Source organism: Pseudomonas sp. SDO5215_S409 (assembly GCF_054071325.1).
In genome coordinates this window covers 66,016-85,042 of record NZ_JBSVWN010000009.1, presented here as the reverse complement: position 1 = coordinate 85,042, position 19,027 = coordinate 66,016, and the positions used below count along the sequence as shown (strand labels likewise).

General features: G+C 63.9%; 23 protein-coding genes and 1 pseudogene. 9 read left to right on the top strand and 15 right to left on the bottom strand.

The window, feature by feature from the left end; translation table 11 throughout:
• Positions 1–4 precede the first annotated feature (4 nt).
• The 5 genes from hyi to ACW9H9_RS07490 all read left to right on the top strand — a co-directional run bounded on the left by hyi (position 5) and on the right by ACW9H9_RS07490 (position 4,558).
• Positions 5–787, top strand: coding sequence for a hydroxypyruvate isomerase (hyi, locus tag ACW9H9_RS07510; protein ID WP_457342481.1), 783 nt, complete (start codon positions 5–7; stop codon positions 785–787).
• Positions 788–805: 18 nt separating this feature from the next.
• Positions 806–1,696 carry a 2-hydroxy-3-oxopropionate reductase gene (locus tag ACW9H9_RS07505; protein WP_457342482.1) on the top strand — a complete coding sequence of 297 codons (891 nt, stop codon included), beginning with the start codon at positions 806–808 and terminating at the stop codon, positions 1,694–1,696.
• Positions 1,697–1,730: 34 nt separating this feature from the next.
• Positions 1,731–2,603: an urea transporter gene (locus tag ACW9H9_RS07500; RefSeq protein ID WP_457342483.1), complete on the top strand. Its 873-nt coding sequence runs from the start codon at positions 1,731–1,733 to the stop codon at positions 2,601–2,603.
• Between the two features lie 31 nt (positions 2,604–2,634).
• The gene (locus tag ACW9H9_RS07495; protein WP_457342484.1) at positions 2,635–3,456 is read left to right on the top strand and encodes an ion transporter; all 822 of its coding nucleotides are present in this window, start codon (positions 2,635–2,637) and stop codon (positions 3,454–3,456) included.
• A 97-nt stretch (positions 3,457–3,553) separates the two neighbouring features.
• A complete protein-coding gene (locus ACW9H9_RS07490) occupies positions 3,554–4,558 on the top strand; it encodes a sulfate ABC transporter substrate-binding protein (RefSeq protein WP_457342485.1) in 1,005 nt (334 codons plus the stop codon).
• A gap of 46 nt (positions 4,559–4,604) precedes the next feature.
• On the opposite strand, the gene ACW9H9_RS07485 is transcribed toward ACW9H9_RS07490, so the two are convergent.
• The gene (locus tag ACW9H9_RS07485; protein ID WP_457342486.1) at positions 4,605–5,228 is read right to left on the bottom strand and encodes a DUF5666 domain-containing protein; all 624 of its coding nucleotides are present in this window, start codon (positions 5,226–5,228) and stop codon (positions 4,605–4,607) included.
• A gap of 253 nt (positions 5,229–5,481) precedes the next feature.
• On the opposite strand from ACW9H9_RS07485, the gene ACW9H9_RS07480 reads away from it, so the two are divergent.
• Positions 5,482–6,636 (top strand): MFS transporter, encoded by a 1,155-nt coding sequence (locus tag ACW9H9_RS07480; RefSeq protein ID WP_457342578.1) that lies wholly within the window; start codon positions 5,482–5,484, stop codon positions 6,634–6,636.
• A 36-nt stretch (positions 6,637–6,672) separates the two neighbouring features.
• Here the strand turns inward: ACW9H9_RS07480 and ACW9H9_RS07475 are convergent, their stop codons facing one another.
• Both ACW9H9_RS07475 and ACW9H9_RS07470 read right to left on the bottom strand, forming a co-directional pair.
• Positions 6,673–7,077 carry a type II toxin-antitoxin system HicB family antitoxin gene (locus ACW9H9_RS07475; protein WP_457342487.1) on the bottom strand — a complete coding sequence of 135 codons (405 nt, stop codon included), beginning with the start codon at positions 7,075–7,077 and terminating at the stop codon, positions 6,673–6,675.
• Between the two features lie 11 nt (positions 7,078–7,088).
• On the bottom strand, positions 7,089–7,277 hold the full coding sequence (locus ACW9H9_RS07470) for a type II toxin-antitoxin system HicA family toxin (protein WP_457342488.1): 189 nt from the start codon (positions 7,275–7,277) through the stop codon (positions 7,089–7,091).
• 224 nt (positions 7,278–7,501) lie between these two features.
• On the opposite strand from ACW9H9_RS07470, the gene ACW9H9_RS07465 reads away from it, so the two are divergent.
• The gene (locus ACW9H9_RS07465) at positions 7,502–8,158 is read left to right on the top strand and encodes a peroxiredoxin-like family protein (RefSeq protein ID WP_457342489.1); all 657 of its coding nucleotides are present in this window, start codon (positions 7,502–7,504) and stop codon (positions 8,156–8,158) included.
• 16 nt (positions 8,159–8,174) lie between these two features.
• On the top strand, positions 8,175–9,053 hold the full coding sequence (locus ACW9H9_RS07460; protein ID WP_457342490.1) for a LysR family transcriptional regulator: 879 nt from the start codon (positions 8,175–8,177) through the stop codon (positions 9,051–9,053).
• A 5-nt stretch (positions 9,054–9,058) separates the two neighbouring features.
• Here ACW9H9_RS07460 and ACW9H9_RS07455 read toward each other — a convergent pair whose 3' ends face one another.
• Complete coding sequence (locus ACW9H9_RS07455; protein WP_457342491.1) at positions 9,059–9,403, bottom strand: antibiotic biosynthesis monooxygenase family protein; 345 nt, start codon at positions 9,401–9,403, stop codon at positions 9,059–9,061.
• Positions 9,400–10,547 (bottom strand): annotated as a pseudogene (locus ACW9H9_RS07450) (cytochrome P450). The gene ACW9H9_RS07455 and the pseudogene ACW9H9_RS07450 overlap by 4 nt, the downstream one beginning before the upstream one ends.
• A gap of 74 nt (positions 10,548–10,621) precedes the next feature.
• Between ACW9H9_RS07450 and ACW9H9_RS07445 the strand changes: the two are divergent.
• Positions 10,622–11,332: an ArsR/SmtB family transcription factor gene (locus ACW9H9_RS07445; protein ID WP_457342492.1), complete on the top strand. Its 711-nt coding sequence runs from the start codon at positions 10,622–10,624 to the stop codon at positions 11,330–11,332.
• A gap of 40 nt (positions 11,333–11,372) precedes the next feature.
• Here ACW9H9_RS07445 and phnP read toward each other — a convergent pair whose 3' ends face one another.
• From phnP to phnF, 10 genes are read right to left on the bottom strand one after another with little or no spacing between them, the layout of a single operon-like run.
• Positions 11,373–12,122, bottom strand: coding sequence for a phosphonate metabolism protein PhnP (gene phnP / locus ACW9H9_RS07440; protein ID WP_457342493.1), 750 nt, complete (start codon positions 12,120–12,122; stop codon positions 11,373–11,375).
• Positions 12,113–12,676, bottom strand: a complete 564-nt coding sequence (gene phnN / locus ACW9H9_RS07435) for a phosphonate metabolism protein/1,5-bisphosphokinase (PRPP-forming) PhnN (RefSeq protein WP_457342494.1) — start codon at positions 12,674–12,676, stop codon at positions 12,113–12,115. The genes phnP and phnN overlap by 10 nt, the downstream gene beginning before the upstream one ends.
• Entirely contained in the window at positions 12,676–13,821 is a 1,146-nt protein-coding gene (locus ACW9H9_RS07430) for an alpha-D-ribose 1-methylphosphonate 5-triphosphate diphosphatase (RefSeq protein WP_457342495.1), read from the bottom strand. The genes phnN and ACW9H9_RS07430 overlap by 1 nt, the downstream gene beginning before the upstream one ends.
• Entirely contained in the window at positions 13,811–14,533 is a 723-nt protein-coding gene (gene phnL, locus ACW9H9_RS07425) for a phosphonate C-P lyase system protein PhnL (RefSeq protein ID WP_457342496.1), read from the bottom strand. The genes ACW9H9_RS07430 and phnL overlap by 11 nt, the downstream gene beginning before the upstream one ends.
• Positions 14,530–15,339, bottom strand: a complete 810-nt coding sequence (gene phnK, locus ACW9H9_RS07420) for a phosphonate C-P lyase system protein PhnK (RefSeq protein ID WP_457342579.1) — start codon at positions 15,337–15,339, stop codon at positions 14,530–14,532. The genes phnL and phnK overlap by 4 nt, the downstream gene beginning before the upstream one ends.
• Positions 15,300–16,181, bottom strand: coding sequence for an alpha-D-ribose 1-methylphosphonate 5-phosphate C-P-lyase PhnJ (locus tag ACW9H9_RS07415; RefSeq protein WP_457342497.1), 882 nt, complete (start codon positions 16,179–16,181; stop codon positions 15,300–15,302). The genes phnK and ACW9H9_RS07415 overlap by 40 nt, the downstream gene beginning before the upstream one ends.
• Positions 16,174–17,250: a carbon-phosphorus lyase complex subunit PhnI gene (locus ACW9H9_RS07410; RefSeq protein WP_457342498.1), complete on the bottom strand. Its 1,077-nt coding sequence runs from the start codon at positions 17,248–17,250 to the stop codon at positions 16,174–16,176. Before ACW9H9_RS07410 ends, ACW9H9_RS07415 begins: the two co-directional genes overlap by 8 nt.
• Positions 17,250–17,840 (bottom strand): phosphonate C-P lyase system protein PhnH, encoded by a 591-nt coding sequence (gene phnH, locus ACW9H9_RS07405; RefSeq protein ID WP_457342499.1) that lies wholly within the window; start codon positions 17,838–17,840, stop codon positions 17,250–17,252. The genes ACW9H9_RS07410 and phnH overlap by 1 nt, the downstream gene beginning before the upstream one ends.
• On the bottom strand, positions 17,840–18,277 hold the full coding sequence (gene phnG, locus ACW9H9_RS07400; RefSeq protein ID WP_457342500.1) for a phosphonate C-P lyase system protein PhnG: 438 nt from the start codon (positions 18,275–18,277) through the stop codon (positions 17,840–17,842). The genes phnH and phnG overlap by 1 nt, the downstream gene beginning before the upstream one ends.
• An 11-nt stretch (positions 18,278–18,288) precedes the next feature.
• The gene (phnF, locus tag ACW9H9_RS07395) at positions 18,289–18,993 is read right to left on the bottom strand and encodes a phosphonate metabolism transcriptional regulator PhnF (protein WP_457342501.1); all 705 of its coding nucleotides are present in this window, start codon (positions 18,991–18,993) and stop codon (positions 18,289–18,291) included.
• Between the last annotated feature and the right edge of the window lie 34 nt (positions 18,994–19,027).

The following is a 19,027-nucleotide window of genomic DNA, read 5'->3' as shown; positions in this document are numbered from 1 at the left end:
CCCCATGCCGCGTTTTGCCGCCAACCTGTCCATGCTGTTTACCGAACAGGACTTTCTCGCCCGTTTCAAGGCCGCCGCCGACGCGGGCTTCAGCGGGGTCGAGTACCTGTTCCCCTACGACTTCAGCTCTGCCCAGCTCAAGGCGCAACTCGACGCCTATGGCCTGACCCAAGTGCTGTTCAACCTGCCGGCCGGTGACTGGGCCAACGGTGAACGCGGCCTGGCCTGCCACCCCGACCGGGTCGAAGAGTTTCGCGCAGGCGTGGACCTGGCCATCGCCTATGCCCAGGTGCTGGGCAATACCCAGATCAACTGCCTGGCCGGGATTCGACCACAAGGCGTCGACGACGCCACGCTGGAAAAAACCTTGGTCGCCAACCTCAAATACGCCGCCGACAAGCTGCAAGCGGCCGGTATCAAGCTGGTGATGGAAGCGATCAATACCCATGACATCCCGGGCTTTTACCTGAACAACACGGCGCAGGCCCTGTCGATTCGCGAACAGGTGGGCAGCGACAACCTGTTCCTGCAGTACGACATCTACCACATGCAAATCATGGAGGGTGACCTGGCGCGCACCTTGGCGGCGCACCTGGGGCAGATCAATCACATTCAGCTGGCAGACAACCCGGGGCGTCATGAGCCGGGGACCGGGGAGATCAACTATCGCTTCCTGTTCGAACACCTGGACCGCATTGGTTATCAGGGCTGGGTGGGCTGTGAGTACAAACCGCTGACCACCACCGAGGCTGGGCTCGGCTGGCTCAAGACCCACAACGCCATCTAATAACAAGAGGATTTTTCCATGGCTAAGATCGGATTTATCGGCACCGGCATCATGGGCCAACCCATGGCCGCCAACCTGCAAAAGGCAGGTCACCAGTTGTTTTTGTCCGAACACCACGGCAAAGCGCCTGAGGCCTTGATAGCCGCCGGTGCAGTGGCCCTGGCCAACCCGCAACACGTCGCCCAGGAAGCCGAGTTCATCATTGTGATGGTGCCGGACACGCCCCAGGTCGAGGACGTGCTGTTTCGCGCCGACGGCGTGGCCGCAGGCTTGTCGCCAAACAAAGTGGTGATCGACATGAGTTCGATCTCCCCCACCGCCACCAAGGCGTTCGCCGCCAAAATCAATCAAACCGGCGCCCGGTATCTGGACGCCCCGGTGTCCGGCGGTGAAGTCGGTGCCAAGGCCGGCACCCTCAGCATCATGATCGGCGGCGAACCGCAGGTGTTCGAGCGGGCCTTGCCGCTGTTCCAGAGCCTGGGCAAGAACATCACCCTGGTGGGCGGCAATGGCGACGGCCAGACCGCCAAGGTGGCCAACCAGATCATCGTCGCGCTGAATATTCAGGCGGTGGCCGAGGCGCTGCTGTTCGCCTCGAAAAACGGCGCCGACCCGGCCAAGGTGCGTGAAGCGCTGATGGGCGGTTTTGCCTCGTCCAAGATTCTGGAAGTGCACGGCGAGCGGATGATCAAGGGCACGTTTGACCCGGGCTTTCGTATCAACCTGCACCAGAAGGATTTGAACCTGGCACTGGCCGGTGCCAAGGAATTGGGGATCAACCTGCCGAACACGGCCGGTACGCAGCAGGTGTTCAGTACCTGCACGGCGATTGGCGGCGGAAACTGGGACCATTCGGCGTTGATCAAGGGGCTTGAGCACATGGTGAACTGCTCGATTCGCGACCGCTGACCGCGCAGTAGCCCGGCCCCAAGGCCCACACCCCATGCACAACGACCGTTGCCCGGACTGGGCCGAAGCGCTGCTCAACGGCTTCAGTCAAGTCGTCCTCCAGCGTCACCCGGTGTGCGGTGTGGCGTGCCTGCTGGCCGTCCTGTGCGGCGCGCCGATGTCGCTGGGCGGCGCGTTGCTGGGCGGCCTCGCCGGTTTGCTCACGGCCCAGCGCCGGGGCTACCCCAAAGCCGAGCGCCAGGCCGGGCTTTACAGCTACAACGGGGTGCTGCTGGGCCTGTTGATCGGCCAGCACTTTGCCGGGTCGGCATGGTTGCCGCCGTTGGTCCTGGCGGGCGGCGGGCTCAGTGCCATCATCACTCGCCAATGGCTCAAGCACGCCCGTCACCCCGGCGACCTGCCCGCCTACACCGCGCCCTTTGTGGTGCTGGGCTGGCTGTTGCTGGGCCCCACACCGCCCGGCGGGTTTGCCTTAGCCGAGCCTGACGCACTGGCGGTGCTCAGTGCGCCGCTGACCGGCCTGGGCCAGATCCTGCTGTTGGAGCCACCGCTGGCCGGGCTGTTGATCCTTGTTGGCCTGTGGGTGGCCAACCGCCGCGCCGCGTTATGGGCATTGGCTGGCGCAAGCCTTGGCCTGCTGGTGGCCTGCCTGCTGGGCGAAACCGCCAGCGCGCTGTCGGGCCTGCACAGCTATAACCCGGCGCTCGCCGCCGTGGCGCTGAGCGGGCACCGCCGCCCCTGGCTGCCGCTGGCGGGCATCGTGCTGGCCATCTTGCTCACCCCGGGTTTTGCCAGCCTGAACCTGCCAGCCCTGACCGCGCCGTTTATCCTCGCCTGCTGGCTGGTGCGCGCCAGTGCCCGGGTTGTGCAAAGGGCCAGCGTGGACAGGCCCTTCGAATCGCCCTAGGCTTCGCACACATTTGTTTCAGGCGACTTCCATGGACAGCAACAACGATTGGCGTCAGCGGCTCTACGTCATGGTTTTTCAAAGCGATACCCCCGCCGGGCGGCGTTTCGACAGCACCCTGCTGCTGATTATCCTGGCGAGCCTGGTGATCGTGATACTCGACAGCATCGAGGACGTGCACCGCAACTACGCCAATGTGCTGGCCTACATCGAATGGGGCTTTACCATCATTTTTGCCATCGAGTACGGGCTGCGGCTGTATTGCTCGCCCAAGCCGTTGCGCTATGCCTTCAGTTTTTACGGGTTGGTGGATTTGCTGGCCATTGTGCCGGGCATCCTGGCGCTGTATTACAGCGACGCGCAGTACCTGCTGATCATCCGGATCATCCGCATGCTGCGCATTTTCCGGGTGCTCAAGCTGGGGCCGTACCTCAAGCAGGCCAACTACCTGATGTCGGCGCTGCGCGGCAGCAAGCAGAAGATCGTGGTGTTCCTGGTGAGCGTGTGCACGCTGGTGACGGTGTTCGGCACGCTGATGTATGTGATCGAAGGGCCCGAGCACGGCTTTACCAGCATCCCCAAGGGCATCTATTGGGCGATCGTCACGCTGACCACCGTGGGGTTTGGCGACATCGTGCCCAAAACCCCGCTGGGGCAGGTGATTTCGTCGCTGGTGATGATCACGGGTTACTCGATCATCGCGGTGCCCACCGGGATCTTCACCGCGGAACTGGCCAACGCCATGCGCGGCGAACAGCTGCACCATGACTGCCCGGTGTGCAAGAAAGACAGCCATGAACCCAACGCTGCATTCTGCTCGCGCTGTGGGAGCAATCTTTTTCAAAAAGTGTAATAAACAAAGTTTTATTTGATCTTTAGAGGCCGATGCCACCCCGGCTATAGTTGCTGGCCTATTGCCCCCAATTTGACCCCCACCCAAGGAATGAGCAGTGAAAAAACTCCTGAGCGCCTCCCTTCTCGCGGCCGGCCTCGCGCTGGCCGGCGCCGCCCATGCTGCCCCCACCACCCTGCTCAACGTCTCCTACGACGTGATGCGCGACTTCTACAAGGACTACAACGCCGCCTTCCAGAAACACTGGGCCGCCGAGCATCCGGACGACAAGCTCACCCTGCAGATGTCCTTTGGTGGCTCCAGCAAACAAGCGCGCTCGGTCATCGACGGTTTGCCAGCTGACGTGATCACCATGAACATGGCCACCGACATCAACGCCCTGGCAGACAACGGCAAGCTGGTGCCGGACAACTGGGTCACGCGCCTGCCGAACAACAGCGCGCCGTTCACCTCGGCCACCGTGTTCATCGTGCGCAAGGGCAACCCCAAGGCCCTCAAAGACTGGCCCGACCTGCTCAAGGACGGCGTCCAAGTGATCGTGCCCAACCCCAAGACGTCCGGTAACGGGCGCTACACCTACCTGTCGGCCTGGGGCTATGTGCTCAAGAACGGCGGCGACGAAAACAAGGCCAAGCAATTTGTGGGCGAGCTGTTCAAGCACGCACCGGTGCTCGATACGGGCGGACGCGCCGCCACCACCACGTTCATGACCAACCAGATCGGCGACGTGCTGGTGACCTTTGAAAACGAAGCAGAAATGATCGCCCGCGAATTTGGCCGCGACCAGTTTGAAGTGGTCTACCCAAGCGTGTCGGCCGAGGCCGAGCCGCCGGTGTCGGTGGTCGACAAAGTGGTCGACAAAAAAGGCTCGCGCGCCGTGGCCCAAGCGTACCTGAAGTTCCTGTGGTCGCCCGAAGGCCAGGACATTGCCGCGCAGAACTACCTGCGCCCGCGTGACCCCAAGGTGCTGGCCAAGTACACCGACCGCTTCCCCAAAGTGGACTTTTTGTCGGTAGAAAAAACCTTTGGTGACTGGCGCACCGTGCAAAAGACCCACTTCAACGACGGCGGCGTGTTTGACCAGATCTACTCCGGCCAATAACGCCTGACACCTCGCCTTCCCGCGCAGTGCACGGGAAGGCGAGCGGTTACATCGGTGGGGTCACGCCGTCCTTGCCTGCCGAAATCGCTTGGGCCGTGATGGTCCCGTCCGCGCCTTTGGCCGCAAACAACACCACCTTCACGCCCGGCTTGAGCAGGCTGCGATCGCCCGGCTCCAGGTTGACGATGGGCACATCGTCCGGCACCACAATCTTCTGCTCGCCCCCCTTGTACTTCACGGTCAACGTACGGCCGTTACTCACCACCAGGTCGCCCACGGTGCCGTTGGTCATGCTGCTGCCTTCCTTGAGGTCAAACGCACGATGACCGTCGCCGGTGCCCGCCATTGCCGGTGGAAACACGTGAATTTCCAGGGCGGTGAGGCTGCCGTCGGCATTGGGCATGGCCGCCGAGCCGATGTAGCTGCCGGGCTGGATGTCTTCGATCTTGGCCAGGGTGACTGCCCGCACTTGGGTGTCGGCCATCAAGTGCACAGTGACGTCTTCGCCGCTGTTGACCTTGACGTGCAGCGCGTCACCGTCCACCGCCGTGATAGCGCCTCGCACCCCCACACGCGGTGCGTCCTGTGCATGGGCCGTGCCCAGGGCCATGAGAGCAGCCAGGCCCAGGGCCGACGTCCAGCGGGTCTTGTTCAACATCGTTTTCTTCATGACGCACGGTTTCCTGTCAGAAAAGTTTCATGAATGGCACTTGCCAGAGGGACTGTAACCAAATGTATCATCCAAACCACTTGGAAAAATTAACCATTCGGCCAACCACCCCCGGCATGAGTGTTATCACCGCAAGCGGCCTACTCTGGCCCAGGCCAAGTCTCTACTGCCCTTCTCCTTCTTCCTACGTTTTCAAGAGAACGCCATGAATGCTTCAACCCAAACTTCCCCCTCGGGCACCATGACCCGGGGAATGGTGATGCTGTTCGCTTTTTGTTGCGGCGCGGTGGTCGCCAACATTTATTACACCCAACCGATCATCGACCTGATTGCACCGGACATCGGCCTGAGCCCGACCCTGGCCAGCCTGATCGTGTCGCTGACCCAGATCGGCTATGCGCTGGGCCTGTTCTTCCTGGTGCCGCTGGGCGACTTGCTGGAAAACCGCCGCCTGATGATCATCACCAACCTGGTGGCCATCGCCAGCCTATTGGCGGCGGCCTTCGCCCAGCAACCGAACCTGTTCCTGCTGGTGTCGCTGCTGATCGGGTTCAGTTCGGTGTCGGTGCAGATCCTGATTCCGCTCGCGGCCAACCTGGCGCCCGCCGAATCCCGCGGGCGCGTGGTGGGCAGCATCATGAGCGGCCTGCTGCTCGGTATCTTGCTGGCACGGCCGGTGTCCAGCGTGGTGGCTGACCACTTTGGCTGGCGTGCGATGTTCATCGCCGCAGCCGTGGTGATGGTGTTCATCAACCTCGTGCTGCGCCTGACCATCCCCAAGCGCCAACCGGAACACTCCGCCAGTTATGGCCAGTTGCTGCGCTCGCTCGGCACATTGATGCGCCAGCATCCGGTACTGCGCCAGCGCGCGTTTTACCAGGCCTGCATGTTTGCCACCTTCAGCCTGTTCTGGACCGCCTCCCCGCTGGAACTGGTGCATCACCACGGCCTGAACCAATCGCAGATCGCGCTGTTCGCCCTGGTCGGTGCCATCGGCGCCGTCGCCGCCCCCATCGCCGGGCGCCTGGCGGATGCGGGCCATACCCACAAGGCCTCATTGCTGGCGATGCTGTTTGCGGCGCTGAGCTTTCTGCCGGCCTTCGTTCACCCGCTCTACAGCGTGATCGGCCTGGCCGTGACCGGCATCATGCTGGACTTCTGCGTGCAGATGAACATGGTCCTCGGCCAGCGCGCCATTTATGCCCTGGACGCCAACAGCCGCAGCCGCCTCAACGCGCTGTACGTGACCAGCCTGTTCCTGGGCGGCGCGTTTGGCTCGGCCATTGCCAGCAGCGTGTACGAGCACGGCGGCTGGCTGGGGGTGATGCTGGTGGGCAGCGCCTTCCCGCTGATCGCCCTGTTGCGGTTTTTGATTGCGTCCCGCCAAGCGGCCGTGGCCACGGCCTGACCACCGGCGCCAGCCCCCGGTCAGCGGGGGCCTGGTTCACAGCCGTACGAGCTTTTCCAGCGCGGCATCGGCCAGGAACGAAGACCGGCTCTTGACCTTGTGCTCGCGCACATAGCGGTCAATGCGCTGGATCACATAACCGGGCAAGGTCACGTTGACCTTCTCGGTCTTGCCCAGATACGGCGAGATGTCCAGCTCCAACATCCCCCAGCCCATGGCCGCGTATGCCTCATTGTGGTGGTGCGTGGCAACCGAGGTGGGCATGGGAATCGCCCGGCCCTCGGCGGCCATCTCCTGCAGCAGGATGTGCGCCACTTCCACGGCCGCGTTGTAGGCCTCTTCAAAACTGTCCCCGGCCGTCACGGCACCTGGAATATCGGGGATCTGGATACCGGTGGCGGTGAAGTCATCGCCCCATTCGATACAGATTGGGTATTGCATGAAATCTCTCCTTAAAACTGAAACAGCCCGGCGCGTGTTCTGATGCTTCTGACGGTGCCCATCGGCAGGTCCTTCTTGGGGTGGGGCACCGGAATGGTGTAGGGGTTATAGCGGTGGGTAAAAAGATGATGGCTGCCCGTGACCCGATCCAGCACCCAACCCGCTTCTTGCAGTTCCTTGATCAATAGCCTGCTTTGCACCACAGCCTCCTTGCTTTGGCTGAACAAAAATAACCCTGGAGTTATCTTTACTCAAGCACAAGTTCTTGTGGGCTGACTGACGGTTGTTTGTCCGGATATTGAAAACTCCTGCTCGGCATTCCCCCAAGGCATAAATCCTATGCCTCCCAACCCGCTTCTGCGCCTCTGCGGTCAAGCCCATGATGGTCCCCAGCCAACCGGCCCATCACTTGAGGGAATACCCCATGACACTCCAGGCAAAACTTGACGCCTTTCGCGCTGACTTCAAGGCGGGCAAACCACCCTACAGCGCCCCGGCGCATATCCACCCGATCATGGAGCGCGCCACCGCCGAGCTGATCGCTTCCGGCGCCGCGGACCGTGCGTTGAAAGTTGGCGACAAGGCCCCGCTGTTCAGCCTCAAAGACGCCAATGGCGAGCTGGTTTCCTCGGCGCAGTTGCTGGCCCAAGGGCCGTTGGTCGTGACCTTTTACCGTGGCGTGTGGTGCCCGTACTGCAATATGGAGTTGCAGGCCCTGCAAGCCTTCCTTCCCACATTGAAAGCGACCGGCGCAAACCTGGTGGCGGTGTCCCCGCAAACCGCGGCCAACAGCCGTAAATCGGAGCGTATTACCGACCTCGCCTTCCCGATTCTCAACGACCCTCACAACGACGTCGCCGATGCTTTCGGCCTGCGCTTCACCCTGCCCGACTACCTGATCGAGCTGTACAAGCTGCTGCAGATCGACCTGCCGACCGTCAACGATGCCCCGGCCTGGACCCTGCCCATGCCAGCCCGTTATGTGATCGGCCAGGACGGCGTCATTCGTTACGCCGAGGTCAACCCCGATTACACTCAACGCCCAGAACCCGAGGCGCTGCTCGACGCCCTGAAACCCTAATGTAAAAGGACACCCGATGGACCGACTCACCGCGATGGAGACGTTTGTGCATGTGGTCGAAACCGGCTCGTTTTCGGCGGCGGCCAAACGCCTGGGTGTCGGTCAACCGGCGGTGTCCAAAAGCGTGGGGCTACTGGAGGCGCGCTTGGCGGTGCGGCTGGTGATGCGCTCCACCCGCGGCCTGACGCCCACCGAGGCGGGCCTGGCGTTTTATGAGCAGGCCAGGCGCGCCATCGACCACGCCAACGAGGCCGACGCCGCCGCGCAAGGCGCCGGCGGCCGTCTGTCGGGCAGCCTGCGCATCAGCGCAGGCGTGACCTTTGCCCGCCTGCACATCATTCCCCACTTGGGGCCCTTTCTGGACCGGCACCCGGGCTTGAACATCGACGTGATACTCGACGACCAGGTGCTGAACCTCGTGGAAAAAGGCATCGATGTGGCACTGCGCATCGGCAACCTCAGCGATTCCAACCTCACCGCCCGCCGGATCGGCCAGAGCCCCAGCCGGGTGTTCGCCACCCCCACCTACTTGCAGCGCCATGGCGAGCCCCAAAGCCCGGCCGACCTGCTACAGCATGAAACCGTGATCTACAGCCCGATAGACAGCACCCGCTGGACCTTCGAGCGCGATGGCCAGCGACATCCCGTGGTGGCACACGGGCGCTTGCGCGTCACCTCCTCGGAAGGCATACGCGCAGGCGTCCTCTCCCACCAAGGCCTGGCCCTGGCCACCGAGTGGATGTTCGCCCCGGAACTGGCCAGCGGCGAGGTCAAGGCAGTGCTCACACACTGGCAATTGCCCCCCCGTGACCTGTGGGCGGTCATGCCCACGGGGCGGATGACGAGTGCCAAGGCGCGGGCGTTTATCGAGTACGTGGAAGCGCTGGTGCGTTAGCCGTTTCAGCGGTGCGCCACCTGACTGTCCAGCGGCGCCTGCTCCCGATCCTCAAGGCCGTAGTCACGCATCACGTGGGCAATACGCAGGCGGTAGTCGGCAAACACACGCCCACGCCCAGCGGCCTGTGCAGCGCGGTGCACTTCAAGGTTGCGCCAGTGCTGGATCGCTTGCTCATCGCGCCAAAATGATAGCGACAGCAACTTTTGCGGCTCGCTCAGGCTTTGAAAACGCTCGATGGAAATAAAGCCGTCAATCTCCAGCAACAAGGGTTTGAGTTCTGCGGCCAGGTCCAGGTAGCGCTTGTGATGTGCCTCGTGCGGCCACGCCTCGAAGATGACCGCAATCATGTTGCAACCGCCTGTACCGGATGAAATCGGGGGACGCGCGCATTGAGCGATGGCCAGTAAGTGAATGAACGCACATCGCTCCAGCGCAACGATGGGTCACGCAACAGCCGCAAGAGGGCGTGGGTAGCCATGATCAACCCCAATCGCTCCCCAGGGCAACGGTGCCTTGCTGAACCAAAACCAAAGGTGCGTCGTTGCACACGGTCGAGCAGCAAACGATCAGGGTCCGGGTTCGCCTGCGGATCTCGATTGGCGGCGGCCAATAGCACCAGGACGGTGTCCCCCGCGTCCAGGACTTGGTCGCCAATCTTGCACCGCGAGGCCACGAAACGGCGGGTGTTTTGCACCGCGCAATCGTAGCGAGCCACCTCTTCCACAAGCATCATTGTGAGCGCGGGCGTGTGCCGAACCTGCTCGAGCAAGGCGGGTTGGCGATACAGAGCGAGCAGCGTATTGCCGATCAAGCCCGCCGTCGCTTCGCAGGTTTGCGACAACAATCCGATCAAGTTGGCGCTCAAGGCAGGGGCATCGTTCCAGCCGCCGACAGCAGCGTTGTGACAGATACGCGACAGCAGGTGGCTGCCGTGTTCTGTTTGCGTCAACAACGCGTTGAACAACTGAGTAGCTCCGCCGCTCCGGTGTCGGCGTGCTGCAAGTGAAGCTCGCTGCTTAACGGAGACAGGCACGCCACAAAATCTCGCGTCAACCCGGCAATCACGGGTAGCCGCGCCTCGGAAAACCCCAGTAAAAGCGCGATAACCGACACGGGCAAGGTAAACATGAACGCATTCAGGTCCTCGGCAGGGGCGTCGACACGTGTCACCGCCTCGGCCACGTCTTGCGCTAATACCGACGCCAACGCGGGCTCAATCGTCGCCCTCGGGCACCGATGCGCCAAGCCCTCATTCATCCGCATAAGGCGGGCGAACACCGCCCCCGTGGCGCGCTGTATCAGCACCGACGGAACGGGTTCCTGTGCCGGGCGTACGTGGCAATCGGGATGGGCCAGCACCGCTTCGACTGCCTGGGCGCTGCTGGCAATCCACATGCCGAGGGCGGGATCGAACACTAGGCCGTTTTCACGCCTCAACTGTGCGTAGTAAACATAAGGATCGGGCTGGGTAACGGCTTGCAGCGGTGTCATTCGGGACGTCCTGTTCTCAAAGAACCGCTACTATCGGCGACCGCGCACCGCGACGATTCGCCCAGGAACGAAGTATGAATGCCCACGACGCTGACGATGCCCTCTCCCAGGTAGCGGGTGCAATTGCAGAACCTGCGCGCACCAAAATGCTCTGCGCGCTGATGGACGGCCACGCCCGTACCAGCATGGAAATGGCAGTGATTGCCGACGTCAGTGCCTCCACCGCCAGTGCGCACCTGGCAAGGCTCAAGGACGACGGCCTGGTCAGGCTGCACGTTCAGGGGCGGCACCGTTACTACCGTCTGGCAAGCACACAGGTGGCCCAGGCGATGGAAGCGCTGATGGTCATCAGCAGGCCCACGACCAAGCCGTTCGTGTCGAGCACGCCCAGTCGGCTGCAATTTGCCCGGACGTGTTACGACCATATGGCGGGTACCCTGGCGGTGCGCCTGCATGACTATTTCATCAAGGCCGGCTGGCTGGTAGGCGAAGACACCTATGCGCTGACGGTCGTCGGTGAAAAAGCGATGAGCGAGTTAGGCCTGGATGTCGACACGCTAAAACTTCAGCGCCGCCGCTTCGCCTGCCCTTGCCTGGACTGGAGCATGCGTAGCCCTCATCTTGCCGGAGCCTTGGGCGCTGCGTTATTGCAAAGTCTTATACGCCGCCAATGGATAACCCAAGACCTGGACAGCCGGGCTCTCACGCTAACGCCCAAGGGGCGCAAAGCGCTGGCCGCCCGGTTTGGTATTCAAGGGCCGACACCAGCTCAGCCCGCACCCTAAGGGTGGGTAGGCCAAGCCGGCATTGGCCCCAGCCCGCCACTCAAAGCACCCGCCCATCCCAGGCCACCGTCACATGGCGCGGCAATTGGCGGTGATGTTCCAGCAGCCACGCGTCCAGCGTATGCCCCACATGGGTCAGCACGCCCTGTTCGGCGCCGACCTCTTCAATGCACTGCAACGCCAGGGTCAGGTCATTGTGGTTGCGCGGGGCCTGGGGTTGGGGGGGCATGGAGCAGTCCAGCACCAGCACGTCCAGCGGCTGGCGTTGCAGCCAGGCGGTGGTGGCCGGTGGCAGGCCCACGGTGTCGGTGAGGTAGGCGATGCGCCGTCCTTGTCCTTCCAGCAGGTAGCCAAACGTCATTTTTGAATGCAGCAGCGGCAGCGCCGTGACGCTCAGTTCACCCCAGTGCCGGGTTTCGAATTCGGCGAAGGGTTGGCTGAAATCGAGGATGCCGGGGTGTTTGTAGAGGTCGGACAAACCCTGCGGGTCGGCCGGGCCGTGCACCGGGATGATCAGCCCCTGGCCCCAGCGCAGGTGCAGCAGGCCCTGGGCGTGATCGGCGTGGTAGTGGGTCTGCAAGATGCCGCTCAAACTGCGCGGCGGGAAACGTTCGGTGAGGTCCGCCAGCCCGCTGTCGATCAGCCAGCGCTGGTCGCCGCATTCGATCAACGCGCTGCACGGGCGGCGCCGCCGACTGTCGGCGGCCCGGGCCAGGGTGCACGCCGCACAGTCGCAGCCATACACCGGGACCTGGCGGGCGTCCCCGGTGCCCAGCAAGGTCAGGCGCATGCCGATTGCCCGTCGATCAGGCCCAGCAACCGCTCGACCGTGTGTTCGAGCGGCCCGGAGTTGTCCAGCAAACACACACCCGGCGTGGCACTCACGCTGTCGCTGAAGCGGGCGTTGCGCGCCAGCCGCTCGTTGATGTCGGCCAGGGACTCGCGCCCCCGCGCCAGCAAGCGCTGGCGCAACACCGCCTGGTCCACCGTCAGCAGCACCACGCGCACCGCCGGGTAACGCAATCGCGTTTGCGCCAGGTGGCCACGGGAGCCGTTGACCAGCACGTCGTCCCCCGCTGCCAGCCAGTCGTCGATTTCGGCGGGGATGCCGTAGGACAACCCGTTTGCATGCCAGCACAGCGCAAACGCACCGCCCGCTTCTAGCAGGGCGAACTGCTCGCGGGTGACCCCGTGCGCCGCCTCGCCCACCGCTTCGGCCGAGCGGGTGATGACCCGCCGCACAATGTGGCAGCCGCGCCCGGCCAGGCGCGGGCGGGCGGCATCCAGCAGGCTGTCTTTGCCCGAACCCGACGGCCCGATGAGATAGATCAACCTGCCTGCCATCAAAACACCCTCTTCGCTTGTCGCCACACTTGTTGAACCACCGGCAAGCCGCCCTGGCGCCGGGCGTGGACCAGGTCGGCGCGCAGGCCCACGGCAATTTCACCGCGATCGCTCAAGCCGGCCGCACGGGCCGGGGCCAGGCTGATCATGTTGATGGCGCGGGACAGATCACCGTTGTCCTGCTGGTCGGCCAGCACAAAGGCTGCCTGCAACAGGCTGGCCGGGTAGTAGTCGCTGGAAAGTATATCCAGCAATCCCTCGGCGGCCAGGCCGGCGGCGGCCACATTACCCGAGTGGGACCCGCCACGCACCACGTTCGGCGCGCCCATCAACACTTTCATGTTCAGTGCCTGGCAGCTGCGCGCCGCTTCCACGGTGGTGGGGAATTCGGCGATGGTCATGCCGTAGCGCGCCGACTCCTCGACATGGGCGATGGTCGCGTCGTCATGGCTGGCCACCGACAGGCCGCGTGCCAGGCAGTCCTGCACAATCGCCGCGCGGTAGCGGTCGCTGTACAACTGGGAGTTGGCCATTTGCAGCACGACGAACGCGTCCATGGTTTCATCGTTCAGGTGGTACTTGCCCATGTAGTACTCACGGTACTTGGACTCCAGCACGAACTGGCGCTGGCCCGGAGAGTGGTCCATCACCGACACCAGTTGCACCAGCGGGTTTTCCACCAGGTCGCGAAACACGCTGAGGGTGTCGGGGTGACACAGCTCGCAGCGCAGGTGTAGGCGGTGTTCGGCGCGGGTCAGGCCGGCGCCCTCTGCCGAGGCGATGGCTTCGAGCATCGCCGGCAGTTTTTTCATGCGGTTGCCCTTGGGGTTCACATCGCCGATGGACACCGCGTCAAACACGGTGGTGATGCCCGCCGCGATGATTTGCGCATCATGGCTGAGCACCGCCGACGTCGATGGCCAGTCCACGCCGGGGCGCGGGGTCATGTGTTTTTCCAGGTTGTCGGTGTGCAACTCCACCAGGCCGGGCAACAGGTGGTCGCCGTTCAAGTCCTGGGCCTGGGGCAACTGGCTGCGGCCCTCGGCCAGGTCGACGATCACGCCGTCGCGCAGTACCACGGTGCCGAGGAAGGTACGGTCAGCCGTGACCACATGGGCATTGCTCAGGATCTGTTCAGCGGGCATGGGCGTATTCCTCTTGGGCGACGGGTGCGGGGGTCATGTCTAAATGGCGGTCGGCGACCGCTTCACGGGCGGCGCGGTCGTGGAAGATGCCGATCAGCGCGGCGCCCGCTGCCTTGGCTTCGTTGATCAGCTCGAGCACCACCTGGCGGTTGCTGTCATCCAGCGACGCGGTGGGTTCGTCCAGCAGCATCACCGGCCACGCCACCATAAAACCGCGGGCGATGTTGACCCGCTGCTGCTCGCCACCGGAAAAGGTGCCGGGCGCCAGCTGCCACAGGCGTTGAGGAATGTTCAGGCGGCCCAGCAATTGTTCAGCGCGCGCCTGGGCGTCAGCCTTCGACCAGCCCCGCGCCAGCGCAGGCTCCATCACCACGTCCAGGCAGGCCACGCGCGGGATCACCCGCAGAAACTGGCTGACGTAGCCCAGGGTCTGCTGGCGCACCTGCAAAATGTCGCGGGGCTCGGCGCCCACCAGTTCCAGCCATTGCCCCGCATGGCGCACGCGGATGCTGCCGCCCGCGGGCAGGTAATTGCCGTACAAGGTGCGCAGCAAGGTGCTTTTACCGGCGCCCGACTGGCCGTGCAGCACCAGGCATTCGCCGCACTGCACGCTGAAGTCGACACTGCGCAGCACGTTCAGCACCACGCCGTTCTGCTGGTGCAGGGTGAAGGTTTTGGAGAGGTCACGGACCTCGATCAAGGCATTTGTCATGGCTGCAATACCGAAGACACCAGCAGTTGAGAGTAAGGGTGCTGTGGATCGTCGAGGATCTGGTCGGTCAGGCCGCTTTCCACCACGCGGGACCGGCGCATCACCATCAGGCGGTCGGCGAGCAGGCGCGCCACGGCCAGGTCGTGGGTGACGATCACCACCGCCAGGTCCAGCTCGCGCACCAGGCCGCGCAGCAGGTCGAGCAAACGCGCCTGCACCGACACATCGAGGCCGCCGGTGGGCTCGTCCATAAACACCAGGCGCGGGCTGGAAACCAGGTTGCGGGCGATTTGCAGGCGCTGCTGCATGCCGCCGGAAAAGGTGCGCGGCAGGTCGTCGATGCGCTGCGGGTCGATTTCCACCTGGCTCAGCCAGTCGAGCCCCGCACCGCGCAGCGCCGCATAATTGCGCACGCCTTGGGCCATCAGGCGTTCGCCGATGTTGGCACCGGCCGACACGCCCATGCGCAAACCGTCACGCGGGTTCTGTTCGACAAAGCCCCACTCGGTGCGCAGCAAGGTGCGGCGTTCGGCTTCGCTGGCGCTGTACAGGTCGATCCATTCACCGTCTTTGCTGCGGTAGCCGATGCTGCCGCTGTGGGGCGGCAAGCGCCCGCTGAGCAGCGAGAGCAAGGTGGACTTGCCCGAGCCGGACTCGCCCACAATCCCCAGCACTTCGCCGGGGTACAAATCAAAGCTCACGCCCTGGCAGCCCTTCTCCGGGCCGTACAGCAACGTCAGGTCACGCACTTGCAATAAAGGCTGGTTCACTGGTTGTTCTCCTTGACCCGCTGGGCGCAATACCAGGTGTCGGAACAGACAAAACTCTGGGTGCCGGCGTCGTCCAGAATCAGCTCGTCGAGGAACGAGTCGTGGCTGCCGCAGATGGCGCAGTTGTGTACCCACTTCTGCACTTCAAAGGGGTGGTCTTCAAAGTCCAGGCTGGTGACGCGGGTGTAGGGCGGCACGGCGTACAGGCGTTTTTCGCGCCCGGCGCCAAACAGCATCAGCGCGGGGCTCATGTCGAGTTTGGGGTTGTCGAATTTGGGGATCGGCGAAGGGTCCATCACATAACGCTCGTCCACCGTCACCGGGTAGGCATAGGCCGTGGCGATGTGGCCAAAGGTGGCGATGTCTTCGTAGAGCTTGACGTGCATCACGCCGTAGTCATTGAGCGCGTGCATAGTGCGCGTCTCGGTTTCCGATGGTTCGATAAACCGCAGTGGCTCGGGAATCGGCACCTGGTAGACCATGATCTGGCCTTCTTGCAACGGGGTTTCCGGGACGCGGTGGCGGGTCTGGATCACCGTAGCGTCCGGCGTGCTTTCGGTGGTGGCAACGCCTGCGGTGCGTGCAAAAAAGCGGCGAATCGACACGGCGTTGGTGGTGTCGTCGGCGCCCTGGTCGATCACCTTCAGCACGTCTTCGGCGCCCAGGATCGCGGCGGTCAACTGCATGCCGCCGGTGCCCCAGCCATACGGCAGGGGCATCTCGCGGCCGCCGAACGGCACCTGGTAACCGGGGATCGCCACGGCCTTGAGCAAGGCGCGGCGGATCATGCGTTTGGTCTGCTCGTCCAGGTAGGCGAAGTTGTAGGCCGGGTCACGTGCGGGCGCCTGCGCCAGGCCGTTGAGGTTCAGGTCATTCATCACGGGTTTCCTCGGCCGGCTGGCGCAGTTTGCGGATCAGTTCCAGTTCGGCCTGGAAGTCCACGTAGTGAGGCAATTTGAGGTGAGAGACAAAGCCCGCGGCCTCGACGTTGTCGCAGTGGGCCAACACGAATTCCTCGCGCTGGGCCGGTGACACCACTTCTTCGTTGTATTCCTGGGCGCGCAACGAGCGGTCCACCAGTGCCATGCCCATGGCCTTGCGCTCGGCATGCCCGAACGCCAAACCGTAGCCGCGGGTGAACTGCGCAGGCTCGGTGGCCGAACCGACGAACTGGTTGACCATCTCGCACTCGGTCACCTCAATGCTGCCCAGGCACACCGCAAACCCCAGCTCTTCAGGCTCGATCCACACCTCGACATCGCCAATGCGGATTTCACCGGCAAACGGGTGGTTGCGCCCGTAACCGCGCTGGGTCGAATAGCCCAGCGCCAACAGGAAACCTTCGTCGCCACGGGCCAGCGCTTGCAGGCGCTCGGCGCGGCTGGCGGGGTATTCCAGCGGGTCGCGGGTGATGTCGGCGATGGCCTGGTTGTCATCGGCCTCGTTCTTGATCAAGCCTTCCTGGGCGAGCAAACCGAGCACACGCGGGCAGGCTTGCAGGTGGGCATCGGGCGTGGTCTGCGGGCCCGGGTATTGGCCTTCGGCCAACAGTGCAAAATCCAGCAGGCGATGGGTGTAGTCGAACGTCGGGCCAAGTAACTGGCCGCCGGGCACGTCTTTGAACGTGGCGGACAAACGTCGGCTCAGCAGCATCTGCGCGGTGTCGATGGGCAGGCTGGGGCTAAAGCGCGGCAGTGTGGTGCGATAGGCGCGCAGCAGGAAAATCGCTTCGACCAGGTCCCCCGCCGCTTGCTTGATCGCCAGCGCAGCCAGTTGCTCGTCGTACAGCGAGCCTTCGGTCATCACGCGGGCCACGGCCAAGGGCAACTGCTGGCGGATCTGCTCCACGCTCAGTTCTGCAATGGCAGTGTCGCCCCGGCGTTTTTTGGCCAGCAGGCGGTGGGCATTGTCGATGGCCTGTTCGCCACCTTTGACGGCTACGTACATCAGGCGCGCTCCTCTGCGATACGGGTGCTGCGGGGCAGGCCGATCAGGTAATGGCCGGCGGCAAACACCACGTCCAGCCCACGGGGGAAGGCTTCACGGCGCTGGCGTTCCTGCCAGAACGCTTGCGGCACCGGCAGGTGCACGCGGCGCTGGCTCTGGATGCCGGGGCCTTGCCAGTCCAGGCCGCGACCGGCCTCCAGGTCGGTCAGTTGCACCAGCAACGTGCAGGACTGGTCGGGGTAGCGGTCGTTGCCATGGTCGAAGCCGCCAAGATCGAGCAAGTCCGGCTCGCCCAGCAGCGCAAAGGCGGCGTCTTCGCGGCGCGGGGTCAACGGGCAGCCACAGTGGAAGGCCAGGTTGGCGCGGATCAGCGGTGTGTCGAAGCTGGGGGCCAGCCACAGCGGGGTGTCCATGTCCAGCATTGCCAGGCACAGGGCGTACATCGCCGGTGCCAGGCCGTCCAGGCGCGGGGCCGACGGCAGCGGCTGGATCAGGCCGGGTTCGGCCAGGGCCTTGAGCGCCGCGCGAAAGCCGCGCTGGGCGTCGAGCACCGGGTCAACAAAGGCCGGTTGCAACAGGTGGGCGTTCATCAGTTTTCTCCTCGAACCAGGGTGAAGAACTCCACCTTGGTGGCGGCGGTGTCGGCTTCTTTTTGCGCACGGCGTTGCGCTTGGGCATTAGCGAGGGCGCGGATCACATCGCTGAGCCAGACGCTCGGGTGTGCGCCCTGCAAGTGCGCGTCGGCCAGCGCGGCCAGTTCGGCATGCTGCTTGTCGCGCCCGGCCAGGTAGCTGTAGCCGGTGCGGCCGTCGGCCAGGCGCACCACGCAGCGAGTCACGCTCATTTCGCCCACGTTGAACGGCGCGCCATTGCCGCCCATGCGGCCACGCACCAGGGTCATGCCGATTTCGGGGGCACGGATCAGTTGGTACTGCGTGTCTTTCAACGCGGCTTCGTGGGGGATCAACTCACCGGGCTTGGCGCGGGCGAGCACGCCGATCCAGTGTTGACGCGGGGACAGGCTCATTAAAGTCTCCATCAAGTCACGACCTGGTACTGGAAGCGATCCGAACGGCTGGTGGACTGCGCAAGCTCCACCGGGCGGCCATCACGATCGCGGGAAAGGGTGAATACGGTCAGCGCCGGCAAGTGCCGGGGCATCATCAGCAGCGCGGCTTCGTCGCGGTTGGGCAGGCGTGCGCCGATCAGGCTTTGGGTGCGGGTGAGCGGCATGTCGCGTTCACGCAAGTACTGGCGCAGCGACCCGCCGGTGTAGTCGGCCAGCAACGGCGCATGGCTGGCGCAGTAGCGATGGCGGATCAGGCTGACGGGCTGGTGGTCGAGCTTGCGCAGGGTTTGCAGCTCGATCATCGGCGCCATTTCGGCGATGCCCAGTTGCTGCGCTTCGTCGCGGCTGGCGTAGCAATAGCGGCGCTTGAGCAGCAACGCCTGCACGCCCATGCCTTGGGCCGAAAGCGACTGGCTGTAGGACGTCTCGGCGCCCATCGGGTAAATCAACGGGCGGTCGAGCACTTGCGTGCCCTTGCCCTGCAGGCGCAACAGGCTGCCTTCAAACACCAGCTCGTCGATGGCGCGGCGCAGGGTGTGGCGGTTCACGCCAAAGCGCTCGGCCAACTGGATCTCGCCCGGCAGGAAGTCGCCCGCCTGATAACTGCTGAGCTCGCGGCGCAGGATATCGGCCAGTTCGCGGTACACCGGTTCTTCTTGTCTAGACAACTGCATCGTTAAAAAAAGCGCCCTCGGGCACCCCTCCAAA